Below are 13,060 nucleotides of genomic sequence, written 5' to 3'. Positions count from 1 at the left end.
AAATAATAATTAGAAATGGAATTAAACTATTACTACACTATCATTATTATTTCGGTGCTATTGCTACTCAGCGTACTCACTGGCAAGTTTGCTTCTAAGTTTGGAGTATCATCTCTATTAGGCATACTTGGTATAGGCTTAGTGTTGGGCAATGGTGGGGTCTATGATTTTGACTATAACTACCCTGAGCTCACTTTAAAAATCAGTCAAATTGCACTCTGCTTCATTCTATTTTTCGGGGGCATAGGTTCCTCATGGCCAGAGCTAAAAAAAGTAGCTACTCAGGGCCTTTCCATGGCATCTATTGGCGTACTCATTACTGCCCTGTGCGTAGGTATTGGCGTGTACTTTTTACTGGGTTGGTCATTTTTAGAATCATTACTACTAGGAGCAGTAATCTCCTCTACCGATGCTGCAGCAGTATTTTCAATTCTTGAAAGCACACAGTTGCGGTTAAAAAATCAACTAGGGTATGTTTTAGAATTTGAATCTGGAACTAATGATCCTATGGCTTACTTTTTAACCATCAGCCTTTCATCTTTTCTTACTATCGAAGACCAAAGCTACCTAACTATAGTGCCTCAATTTTTATGGAATGCTGTCTTTGGAGTATTATCTGGCTTAGGCGTGGGTGCTTTCATTTATTACCTCATCCACAAGGCTAAACTAAAAAAGGGACAATCTCCCATGGTACTCATTTGCAGCGTACTATTTATCTTTGGGCTTAATGAGCTCGTTGGTGGCAGTGCGTTTCTTGCCGTGTATGTAGCAGGCATTTATTTGGGCAATAAAAAATGGGAATACCTAGACTTCAACCTTAATTTTTATGAGGGCATCTCTTGGCTCATGGAAGCTGCTCTATTTTTAATCCTCGGCCTGCAAGTGTATATCACTCACGTTGGCAATGTAATAGTACCTGCAATTATTATAAGCCTAATACTGATATTTGTAGCCAGGCCAATAGCTACATGGATTACTTATATTTTTATAAAAAAGAAAACCTGGCAACATAAAACCTTCATTTCATGGGTAGGCCTCAAAGGTGCCACACCTATTGTTTTCTCATTGATACCATTAGTTGATGGAGTACCGGTGGCCGAAAACCTATTCAACATCTCCTTTATAGTGGTGATATCTTCAATACTAATACAAGGATCAACTGTAAAATGGCTAGCACACAAATTGAACCTTGCCCACAAATAAATTAATCTTTATTCCTCTTTGTCCAATAGTTATAATGCACCACAACTACTGTCATTGTGGAAAATAATATCATAAAGCCTAAAGTGAGGAATTTTTGTTGAAACAGAGGTTCAGTAAAAAGATCAGTAACTGCAAGCAATGACAGAGACACACCAAAAAACCACAATACCGTTACCAGTATTAATTTAAACTTTGTGGGTTTGTAACTCATCTTCGGCTTATCTTTCATTCCTTGATTCTATTAATTATGAGTAAAAATAAAAAGAGCAATTGATAACTAAATATCAATTGCTCTTAAAAAAGTTAAATCACTGTCAATTATTCCTTTTTTGGAGAATGCTGCTGACGCGCCTCCTCTATTTCTTTATCACCATATTCTTTAAGTGACTTATAGAAACTAAAACACATTACAATGATGATGATTGCAAACGGCAGACCTGTAAGAATTGAAGCAGTCTGAAGGGCTGTTAATCCCCCTCCTACTAACAAAACAGCAGCCACCAAACCTTCCATAGAAGCCCAGAATATTTTCTGTCCTTTCGGAGCATCGTGTCTCCCTCCAGAAGTTAGAGTATCTACCACAAATGATCCTGAATCTGATGAGGTAACAAAGAAACTTGCTACCAAAAGCACCGTAACTATAGATGCAAATGTTGTAAGAGGATATTGTTCCAATAAATAGTAAATAGCAGTAGCTACATTCTTATTTACAGCCTCTGTAATGGTATCATTTCCTATGAGCTCTTGGTAAATGGCACTGCCACCAAACACTGACATCCATAAAAAAGTAAGCAAAGAAGGCACTAATAAAACCCCTAAAATAAATTCTTTAATGGTTCTTCCTTTAGATATTCTAGCTATAAATATTCCTACAAATGGCGACCATGATATCCACCATGCCCAGTAGAATACTGTCCATGAATTTTGCCAGTTTTTCTCTTGACCTACTCCTTTATAAGTATTAGTCCAGAAGCTTAACTCAAAAAATTCGTAGATGTAATGACCTATATTCTGCACAAAAGATTTGAATATAAACAAGGTAGGCCCTACTACAAGTACAAATAACAATAAGAAAATGGCCAATCTCATGTTCCACTCACTCAGCATTCTTATACCTTTATCAATACCTAAAATCAATGATAAAGTGGCAAAAAAGGTAATCACTACAATCAATATCACCTGTACAGTACTACTACTTTCTATATCGAATAGGTAGGTAAGGCCGGCATTCACCTGCTGCACGCCTAAGCCTAGTGATGTAGCCAAACCAAAAAGCGTAGCAATAACACTTACAATATCAATTACATCGCCAATAGGCCCATGTATTTTCTCCCCAAAAAGAGGATAAAACACAGATCTGATAGTAAGCGGCAACTTTTTATTAAAAGTAAAGAAGGCAAGTGCCACCCCTACAATTGCATAAAGTGCCCAAGCATGTACCCCCCAATGAAGAAATGTAATACCCATAGCCTCTTTGGCCGCTGCCACCTGATTTTCAGGATTTTTAAGAAAAGGATTGCTATTAAAGTGGAATATTGGCTCCGCCACACTCCAGAACAACAGCCCTATACCCATACCTGCGCTGAATAACATAGAAAACCAGCCTAACATGGTAAACTCGGGCTTGGCATCTTTACCGCCTATTCTTACATTATTGTATTTTCCAAAACCTAAAAACACGGCAAATATCAACAACCCATTTACCAGTAAAATAAAGAACCAACCAACATGATCGGCTATATAGTTTTGGGTTTCACTAAACCATTTTTCCATAGGTTTTCCTACTATAACCGTGGTAAGTACCAGAGCCATAATAATTACTAACGAACCTATAAAAACTGGACCATTGGCTTTTATGCCAAGAAATTCTTTTTCGTCACTTCGTACATTTTCACTTCCCATAGTAATGCTTTATGTATTAAAAATAATACCCAAAATTGATGTTAAATCGTGCCTCCCAAGAAGCATCTGCAGAGCCAGCACCTAAGGCATTGGTCCACTCGGGTCCTAACCACGGCTGATCTTTCCCTGCCGCAAAGTCTATATAAGTATAAACCTGACCAGCTGTTACTAGCACGCCCGTAACATTCATATAAGTATCTTTAAATGCATCGATAGATTTGGTCATATAACCAAAGTCGTTATACACCTGCAGGTTTGATACCGGCCCCCACTCTACAGGAATCGAATAAGCAACACCAAGTGTATATGTAGTAGCCTCTGAAGCTACCAAGTAAGGTGCTCCATATGCTGTCATCGCAATTACATCATCGGTTTCCCCATCAGGATTAGCCGGTGAATACTGAAAATGAGAAACTTGAGCCTTTAAATCAAATTTGCCAGCTACCATCTCATAATGACCAGCAAGTGCGTAATGGTGCCCCATGTCTTCTGTATCCAAATTAAAAAGTCCGCCATACTGCACCGAACCTCCTATTCTATGCTTCACTTTATCATTGCCTGCCTTGTATACAAGTTTTCCATTTACTTGGTTGACCTCTTTGTTTCTGAGCTCCAACACCTCATCTCCATCTAAATCAATAGAGCCTACATCATAAGAATAGCGGCTATCTGATGCATCAGTTGCTGAACCAAAGCGCAATTCTTCTGCATTTTTGAAAAAAGCGAGGTTGTAATCCCATTTTTCGCCCTTATGGATGAGTTTCAAACCCATGTCGTGGTCATCTTCTAGTCCCACATAATAATTGAGACCAAAGAACCAGTTGTGCGAATTATACTGTGTAATCCCAAACGGAACTTGAGTAAGTCCCAGTTGCAATTCATTTTTACTATCTAAGTCATAGGCCATCCACCCTTGCTTGAGCATGCCACCGCCAAAAGCTGTTGAATATTGACGGTACTCAACATTTAACTTTACGCCTTTATATTTGGCCTTAGCATTGATTCGAAACATATCGTAGCCAAAGTCACCTCCTCTTTTCACTTGCCCTTCTTTCCAGGTGGATAGGTTATAGTTAAAACGTAGTGCCCCGCCTACTTTTAACTCTGGTTTTTCTGTTGGTGGTTTTTCTTGTGCGAATAGATTTACGCTGGCTAATAGGCATAGGCCTACTATCCCTTTCTTAAAAATCATAGGTTATAATATAGTTTTGGTTATAATTATGATAAAACACAGAAGCAAGAATTCACTTCTGATGATTGAGTCTTAGTATATAATTTAATTTACCTAACTAATGTTTAGGCATAGGAGGGATATATTCAGCCGTTTGGATTCTAAAGACTAAAAATTCAAAACTGAAAACGCGACAATTTCTATTTTCGTGAAAACTGAATATCATGAATTCTACAAACTTAATATTATCATTAATAAGTTCATAGAAAAAACTTCAAAACCAGCATGTTGGCGATAACACAACGGAAATCATATCATAAATTCATGATCGTTTAATCTTTTGCGATGATGTCCTTATCACCGCATCAAGGCGTTGGTCTATATTATTTTGAAATTACTATCCCTTCGGTGGTAAAAGACAAGCCTTGTTGACTGGCAGTACCAATCATAACTGCTTGGGCAAAAAGAGGCAATACCGCCTTTTTTGAAAACCAATGAACAATGAAGTTTGCTCCTGGCCCACCTGCGGCATCATCATGAGGCACCACTATCTCCACTGTTTGTAAAGGAGTAAGAGCAATAGCCTTTTTTATATATTGCCTCACTAATTCTCCTTCGGAGTTATAATAGTCCACCTCTTTAATATAAATACTATCCTGCATATTAAGGTTACGCAAACTTAGTGTAGCAGTAAGTGCAAATTTTCTACTTCCATCTAAATAATAAATATCGGAATACACCGGCACATACACGGCCTCTTCATAAGCAATATCGGCAGTGTCTATATCTATATAGTGATAGTTTTTACTAGGGTGCGTGTTGATATGCTCCGTATGTGACTTTGCCTTTCTATTGACAGGCTTATCACATGCAGTAAGAAATAAGAAACAGGTAATTATAAGCAGGATGTATCTCATGGGCTAAAAATACAAAAGTCTGAATTTATTTACTACACCACACTAATACAGTAGAGTAAAAGCGCAGTAAAGAGTGGGCTTAATCAGAGACATAACTAAGCAGCACACACTGATGAACATGTCAAAATACAAGGAATTACATATTATTTTATAAAACTTTTAACATTAAGCCTATTTATTACTTAATGCAACGTAATTGCATTTAAAAAAGTGTTCGGTACAATCCTTAAAAGAAATCACAAACACCAATAATTGGGTTTACAAAAATATTATACTGTAAAAATAAATTACACCGCAATAATTTAACGTCTATAGCCGAAAAACCATTTTTTATTAAAATTAATTCAAAATAAATTGCCACCCAACCAATTAAACTAAACCAAATAAATATGAAACATTTATTAAGGAGAAGCGCTTTCCTATTTAGCGCAGCTTTTATTTCATCAGCCATCATCTCTTCATGTAATGAAGAAAACCAGCAAATTGTAGATCAACCTACCAACCAAGAAAAACAATTAGCCGTAGAAACTACCGTTGAGGGCCATGGGGATATTATTCCCGGAAGTTACATTGTAACGCTTAACGATGAATCCATGACCACTAATATGAGAATTTCGAAAGGCTATAATGCAAGACAAATTGCAGCAAAGCCTATGATGACCAATCTGGTAGCCAAGGCGGGAATCGAACAAAAGCATTTAAAAAATGTATATTCCTCTAATGGCTTATTAGGTTTTTCTGTTGACAACATTGGCAATGCAGAGCTAGAGCAACTAAAAAGCATGCCCAACATAAAATCAATCACCCCAAACAGAGTAATAGCTTTAGTTCCATGGTATTGCGCACTTTTCCCTTGGTTAGAGGTGTGTAATGAAGATCCGGATCCTAGCCCTGATCAAACTACACCTTGGGGTATTACAAGAGTAGGCGGCCCTGTTGATTTTAGCAATTCTTCTAAAAGAGCTTACATTATTGATACTGGTATAGATTTAGACCACCCCGATTTAAATGTAAACACCTCGCTAAGTACTAGTTTCGTTACTAGTAGCCCTAATGATGGAAACGGCCACGGTACGCACGTAGCCGGAACTATTGGTGCCATTGATAACGGTATAGGTGTAGTAGGTGTAGCTGCAGGCGTAGAAGTAGTAGCTGTACAAGTACTTAATTCTCAAGGATCAGGAACCTACGCTGGAGTAATTTCAGGAATTGACTATGTTGCGCAAACGGCTAATCCAGGCGATGTTGCCAACTTAAGCCTTGGCGGCCCTACAGATACGTCTGTTGATAACGCAGTAATTGCTCTGGGTAACGCTGGTGTATATGTATCTTTAGCTGCCGGTAATGAATCTCAAAATGCGAATAACACTTCGCCTGCAAGAGTTAATGGCTCTAGAATCTACACAGTTTCTGCTATGACAAGCAGTGACGGGCTATCTTACTTCTCAAACTATGCTAACCCGCCAATAGATTTTGCAGCTCCTGGATCAAGCATTGAGTCTACATGGTTAAATGGTGGATACAACACCATCAGTGGTACTTCAATGGCTGCTCCGCACGTAGCAGGTCTATTACTCGTTACGAATGGCAACATCCAATCTGACGGGTATGTTTCTGGTGACCCAGACGGAAATCCAGACCCAATAGCTCACAACTAAAATATTAACAAAAGCCTCTACAAGTTAGAGGCTTTTATATTTTCATATATTCAAGCAATAGCCAGTAATACATCTAAAACTTTCATGATAGCAACATCACAAGTCCACTTGTATTTTATCCACTCCCAAGCAATGCTATCATAATTGCCTCCAATAAATAAAAGCAACACAAATGCCCCACCCTTATCAGATGTAAGACATACACTTTCTCACACACCTTCTATATTTACTTCCTCTAACTCTTCTAATGCAATAAAATCCTGTTATTTTTGCAGCTCTGTAAACTAAAAAAAGTAAAATGGCAGAATATAACTTTAGCGAAATAGAAAAAAAATGGCAGAAATACTGGGCCGAAAACAATACATATAAAGCTTCTGTAGACACGTCTAAACCTAAATTTTATTCTTTAGACATGTTTCCCTATCCTTCTGGCGCGGGACTTCACGTGGGCCACCCGCTGGGTTATATTGCTTCTGATATTGTATCTAGATATAAGAAATTAAAAGGCTACAATGTATTACACCCTATGGGATTTGATGCATTTGGTTTGCCTGCTGAGCAATACGCTATTCAAACAGGACAGCACCCTGCCATAACTACTGAAGAAAATATAAAAAGATACAAAGAGCAGCTTACTAACATAGGCTTCTCTTTTGATTGGGATAAAGAATTAAGAACTTCTGACCCTAAATTCTATAAATGGACACAATGGATTTTTATGCAGCTATTTAATAGCTGGTATAATAAAGGAGAGGAAAAAGCCGAATCCATTGAAAACCTTATTACTATTTTCGAAAAAGATGGAAATGAATCGATAGTAGCTACATGTGATGAGGATACCCCTGTATTCAGTGCCGAGGAGTGGAATGGTTATTCTGATGAAGAGAAACAAACTTTACTTTTAAAGTATAGATTAGCTTACATTGCTGACACCACAGTAAACTGGTGCCCTGCATTAGGCACAGTACTTTCTAATGATGAAGTAAAAGATGGCTACTCAGAAAGAGGTGGTCATCCTGTAGAAAGAAAAAAAATGATGCAGTGGATGATGCGTATCACTGCCTATGCAGAAAGGTTATTGCAAGGCCTAGATACCATCGATTGGCCAGAGCCATTAAAAGAAATGCAACGCAACTGGATTGGCAAATCTATGGGTGCTGAACTCGATTTTAGAGTAGACGGCCATGCTATAGACATCACTGTATTTACTACTCGAATTGATACTATTTTTGGTGTCACTTACCTTGCTTTAGCTCCTGAAAGCGAGTTAGTAAAAAAAATAGTAACGGCTGATCAGCAAGAGGAAGTTTTTGCTTATACTGAAAAGGCTAGCAACCGATCTGAGCGCGAGCGTATGACAGATGTAAAAACCATTACTGGTGCTTTTACGGGAGCATATGCAATACACCCGTTTAGTGAAGAAAAAATACCTATCTGGGTAGCTGACTATGTATTAGCAGGTTATGGCACTGGCGCTGTTATGGCTGTGCCTGCAGGAGACCAAAGAGACTATGATTTTGCTAAGCATTTTGATTTACCAATAACGCCAATAATTGATGGGGCCAATATAGAAGAAGCTGCTGACCCTACTAAAGAAGGAAAAATGATTAATTCTGATTTCCTTAATGGCCTATCTCCATTAGAAGCCATCACAAAAGGTATAGAAGAGTTAGAAATAAGATGTATAGGTCAGGCAAAAATCAACTACAGAATGCGTGACGCCATCTTTACAAGACAGAGATATTGGGGAGAGCCATTGCCTGTATATTTTAAAGACGGCTTACCTCATCTAATGAGCGAAGATCAATTACCTGTAGTATTGCCAGAAATTGACAAATATTTACCCACTGAAGATGGAGAGCCACCTTTAGGAAGAGCCAAAGATTGGGCTACAGCAGAGGGTTATCCCATAGAAATGAGCACAATGCCTGGCTGGGCAGGTTCTAGCTGGTATTTCTTTAGATACATGGATGCCAATAATGATGGCGAATTTGTAAGTAAAGAAGCTCAAGAGTATTGGGAAAATGTGGACTTATATATTGGCGGTTCAGAACATGCTACTGGACACTTATTATACTCTCGTTTCTGGACTAAATTCCTTTTCGACCAAGGTTTAGTAACTGTTGAAGAGCCTTTCAAAAAGCTAATCAACCAAGGAATGATACAAGGAGTATCTAGCTTGGTTTACAGGTTGGGAATTAATTACAAGGAAGACATCAGTGGTAAAAAGCCAGAAGTTTATTTATCTAAAGGCTTTGTTACTAAAATAAAAAAGGACAAAATTTCTGAAGAGGAAAAAAGCGCTATAACCAAACAAGTAATTGATGGTGTAGCCATTTTCAACTCAACAAATAATACAAACTTCGAAGTTAATAGTTTAGACTTCGAAACCATCTCTCCTATACATGTAGACATCAGCTTTGTTCATAATGATGAAATGAACATTGAAGCATTCAAGAACTGGCGAGCTGAGCTTAAAGATGCTATCATCATCACTGAAGAAGATGGCAAATACATCTGTGGCTCTGAGGTAGAAAAGATGTCCAAGTCTAAATACAATGTGGTTAACCCGGATGAAATTATAGACAAATACGGGGCTGATACATTGAGGCTATATGAGATGTTCTTAGGGCCATTGGAGCAATTCAAACCTTGGAATACTAATGGTATAGATGGTGTATTTAAGTTCTTAAGAAGATTCTGGAACCTTTATCATGACGCTGAAGACAACTTCTTTGTATCTGATGAAAAAGCTACAAAAGAAGAACTTAAAGTTTTACACAAAACTATTAAAAAGGCTCAAGAAGATATAGAAAGATACTCTTTCAACACCTCTGTAAGTGAGTTTATGATCTGTGTAAACGAATTAACTTCATTAAAGTGTAACAAGGCTGAAATTTTAAAAGAATTAGTAGTTCTGATAGCGCCTTATGCACCTCATATTGCAGAAGAAATATGGAGCAAGTTAGGTAATGTAAACAGCATAACTAATGCCTCCTACCCTGCTTACGATGAAAGCCACTTGGTAGAAGATGCACATGAGTATCCGGTATCAGTAAATGGAAAAATGCGTGCTAAAATGCAATTTCCACTGACGATGGCTAAAGAAGAAATAGAAAAAGAAGTACTAGCCTCTGAGGTAATTCAAAAATGGCTAGAAGGAAAAACTCCTAAAAAGGTAATAGTGGTACCTAAAAAGATAGTCAACGTAGTGATTTAAATTACTATTTAATCATCTTTCAAAAGCGTCTATTTGAATAAATAGACGCTTTTTTTATTTATAAGCACCTATGCACAAGGCTATAACATACAAATAAACCCCCTTTTAGACTTTAAAAAAGAAATATTTATACATACATTGCAATAATTATTATATAAAGATTTTTTAATATGAAAAAAATTCTACTTATTTTATTTATTGTACTATTTAAGGCCAACTTCTGCTTCTCGCAAAACCTGAACTCAAGGGTAATTACCACAGAAGGTGCGCCTTCTCTCACAGACTTAGAACTTCCTGGAGGTAATGGAACTAGCTCCAATGAATTTGTTTTTGAAGTAAACAATAAACTTTACACTGTTGGCACATACCAAAATAGTATTGAAGTTGGCAGCACTACACTAAAAGGAAAAGGCTTACATACCTATTTTCTAACAGAATATGATGCTTCTGGCAATATTCTTAGCGCTACCAATTTCATGGACTCCGACCATAATGATGTTACCATTGAAAATCTTATAATAGCAAACAATAAAATCATTGTATCTGGGATAATGGAAGCTGCAACCATTTATATGAAAAACAATACTTTTGTATCTAATGAAAGTCAAGCTTTCCTCGCCTCCTTTGAATTGAATGGTAATAATTCTTGGATGACGGAAGAGCCACGCCCTGACCCAGGCACCTCTATCATCTCGCGAAATGATTCTATATTATTCAATAATGGAGATACCAATTTAGAAATCTACCATTCCAATGGTGATAAAATTTCATCTATTAACCTTGAGCATTCAGTGAGTTTAAAAGACATGACTTTAGATGGTGATAACCTAATATTTATAGGTCAAACTAACGGTTACATAAATTTTGGAGATGTATTTTATGATGAACATCATAGTATCCCTCCAATTTTCATCGCATCATTTAACTTAAAAACCCTAAAGTACAATTGGGTCAAGCTATCTAAAGACACAGAATTCATGATTCCCTCAAGAGTTACAATAAACTCTAACAATCAGATAATTTATTTTCACACCACTAATCCGGGGGGAGGCTGGAATGACAATAATATATTGAACTCCAATGGATATGTTGCTTCTTATTTCAACACTTCAGGGGGTTATATTACTTCAAACGAATTTGATGATCAATATCATCATGCCCAAACTAGCATATTAAATATCCAAACGACTAGTGCTGCTACTTATGCTATTATTAAATACTCAAAAAAAGTATACAGATTTGATAGTAATTTCATGTTTAGTAAATTAGATTATGCCAATATTGGTGACATTTCATTAAACAATCTAACCACTGAAAATGATAAACTTATCGTTGCAGGTATTTTAGTAACAGATGCACTGCTTTTTAAATCCAATGAAAATGTTGACTCTCCAATATTTCAAACTACCGCTGCCGGCCAAAGCGGAAATACAAAAATCACTGATGTAGAACATGTTGGAAGTAGTGATTTTTACCTATCAGAGCACTTAGGAAAAAGCAAATGGAACACTCAAGAATACAACAATAAAGAATCAACTATTCTTGTTTCGCACAAAAATAAAAATCAATTAATTTGGTCTCAATCTATTAAGAACGCTAACTTATCTTATAGTTATTATGGACCTCAATTAGCTATTGATTCGACAAATCATAATGCGATCTTAATTGGATACTCAGCACAAGAAATCGAAATCAATAATAACAAAATTAACAATTCAGGTTTATTCTTAACTAGTCTTGATTACACTTCTGATGAATATTGGACCTTATCACTGAAAGGTGCGCTCTCTGCAAACATTAGCTGTGATAAAAAAGGTGACATTTTTGTCACTGGAATTTATTCAGATAAAATATCTATTGCCGCTACAAGTATCGATTCTCCAGGGTTACAGAAATCTTTTTATGTAGCAAAATTAAATAAGACGGGTCAAGTCATGTGGTTAAAAAACATTAACCTCAACTCACTTAGTGGTTACAATAGTATATTATCTGCAGGAAGTAATTCCATTACACTTACTGCAGAGATTGACATGGCAGATGAAACAGAAGAGTATAGTATTAAAGTTTTTGGTAAAGATTATAGCCTGAACAGATTAAATGATGGACGAAATATCATTTTAAACTTTGACAGTAATGGTAATATAAACTGGTTGAAAACATTTGGCAGAGCTCCAGAAGATGATTCTTCAGATTTTTTCACATGGGGGCAACTTATTCATCAAACTAACAATGGAATTTATTTAATTGGTGGTCATGGGAAGAATGTTTTTATAGGTAGTACGAACTTAAATTCTACCTTAAGTTATAATACTTTCATTGCAAAGTATGACTTAGATGGAAATAGCCTCTGGGCAAAAAGCATACAATTAGGAAACTTCTCTGGCTACTCAGGAATTGATTTTGATAAGATGGATAACTTATACCTCCATTCTACAGTCTATAAAAGTGCCACTATAGATGGACTAAAATTTGATGCCTATTCTTCATTTGGTGCTATAACTACGAAGTTTAACAGCAATGGAGATTTCCAATGGGCATATTATTTAGACATGAATTCACGAGGAAGCGATATTGCCGTAATTGAAGAAGATTATTTAATAACCACGGGTACTCTTACTGGAGAATTTACAACGGACGATGACACTTATCGCGCCTACGGTGGAAGAAGCTACATTCTAACTTTCGGTAATGCTTCTTTTTTAACAGGAGTTGAAGATGCTCTGAATGATAAAGCCGCCAAAGCTTATCCTAATCCTTTCAACAATAGCATAAAACTTGAAGGCCTTAACTTCGGTAATGAACCTTGTGAAATATCACTGATAGATTTAAGCGGAAAAACATACTTTAAACAGACTTTAACGCTAACCAAAGATGGCTTTAACACTTTAGATTTCAATAATATTAAACCTGGAACTTATATTCTCTCTGTTAAAAATTCAAGAGAACAGTTCTCTCAAATGATCATAAAGGAATAGATACATTCTTTTAA

General features: G+C 36.7%; 7 protein-coding genes. 4 read left to right on the top strand and 3 right to left on the bottom strand.

Features of this window, described 5'->3' with window-relative positions:
- The first annotated feature begins 15 nt into the window (after positions 1–15).
- Positions 16–1,203 (top strand): potassium/proton antiporter, encoded by a 1,188-nt coding sequence (locus ACXACQ_RS12520; RefSeq protein ID WP_474976286.1) that lies wholly within the window; start codon positions 16–18, stop codon positions 1,201–1,203.
- 318 nt (positions 1,204–1,521) lie between these two features.
- Here ACXACQ_RS12520 and ACXACQ_RS12515 read toward each other — a convergent pair whose 3' ends face one another.
- The 3 genes from ACXACQ_RS12515 to ACXACQ_RS12505 all read right to left on the bottom strand — a co-directional run bounded on the left by ACXACQ_RS12515 (position 1,522) and on the right by ACXACQ_RS12505 (position 5,193).
- The gene (locus ACXACQ_RS12515; RefSeq protein ID WP_474976285.1) at positions 1,522–3,105 is read right to left on the bottom strand and encodes a BCCT family transporter; all 1,584 of its coding nucleotides are present in this window, start codon (positions 3,103–3,105) and stop codon (positions 1,522–1,524) included.
- Positions 3,106–3,121: 16 nt separating this feature from the next.
- Positions 3,122–4,297, bottom strand: a complete 1,176-nt coding sequence (locus tag ACXACQ_RS12510; RefSeq protein WP_474976284.1) for a hypothetical protein — start codon at positions 4,295–4,297, stop codon at positions 3,122–3,124.
- A 362-nt stretch (positions 4,298–4,659) separates the two neighbouring features.
- Complete coding sequence (locus ACXACQ_RS12505) at positions 4,660–5,193, bottom strand: DUF3124 domain-containing protein (protein WP_474976283.1); 534 nt, start codon at positions 5,191–5,193, stop codon at positions 4,660–4,662.
- Between the two features lie 389 nt (positions 5,194–5,582).
- Between ACXACQ_RS12505 and ACXACQ_RS12500 the strand changes: the two genes are divergently transcribed.
- From ACXACQ_RS12500 to ACXACQ_RS12490, 3 genes are all read left to right on the top strand, one after another.
- Positions 5,583–6,851, top strand: a complete 1,269-nt coding sequence (locus ACXACQ_RS12500; protein WP_474976282.1) for a S8 family serine peptidase — start codon at positions 5,583–5,585, stop codon at positions 6,849–6,851.
- 298 nt (positions 6,852–7,149) lie between these two features.
- Positions 7,150–10,071, top strand: coding sequence for a leucine--tRNA ligase (locus tag ACXACQ_RS12495; RefSeq protein ID WP_474976281.1), 2,922 nt, complete (start codon positions 7,150–7,152; stop codon positions 10,069–10,071).
- A gap of 170 nt (positions 10,072–10,241) precedes the next feature.
- Positions 10,242–13,046 (top strand): T9SS type A sorting domain-containing protein, encoded by a 2,805-nt coding sequence (locus ACXACQ_RS12490; RefSeq protein WP_474976280.1) that lies wholly within the window; start codon positions 10,242–10,244, stop codon positions 13,044–13,046.
- Positions 13,047–13,060: the final 14 nt, after the last annotated feature.

This window comes from Fulvivirga sp. AWR4_260 (assembly GCF_056158185.1).
This window is presented reverse-complemented; position numbering and strand designations above follow the sequence as displayed.

Excerpts from the sequence above, each read along its gene's own strand:
- ACXACQ_RS12510 (WP_474976284.1), bottom strand. The coding sequence starts at position 4,297 with ATGATTTTTAAGAAAGGGATAGTAGGCCTATGCCTATTAGCCAGCGTA.
- ACXACQ_RS12505 (WP_474976283.1), bottom strand. The coding sequence starts at position 5,193 with ATGAGATACATCCTGCTTATAATTACCTGTTTCTTATTTCTTACTGCA.
- ACXACQ_RS12495 (WP_474976281.1), top strand. The coding sequence starts at position 7,150 with ATGGCAGAATATAACTTTAGCGAAATAGAAAAAAAATGGCAGAAATAC.
- ACXACQ_RS12490 (WP_474976280.1), top strand. The coding sequence starts at position 10,242 with ATGAAAAAAATTCTACTTATTTTATTTATTGTACTATTTAAGGCCAAC.
- ACXACQ_RS12500 (WP_474976282.1), top strand. The coding sequence starts at position 5,583 with ATGAAACATTTATTAAGGAGAAGCGCTTTCCTATTTAGCGCAGCTTTT.
- ACXACQ_RS12515 (WP_474976285.1), bottom strand. The coding sequence starts at position 3,105 with ATGGGAAGTGAAAATGTACGAAGTGACGAAAAAGAATTTCTTGGCATA.
- ACXACQ_RS12520 (WP_474976286.1), top strand. The coding sequence starts at position 16 with ATGGAATTAAACTATTACTACACTATCATTATTATTTCGGTGCTATTG.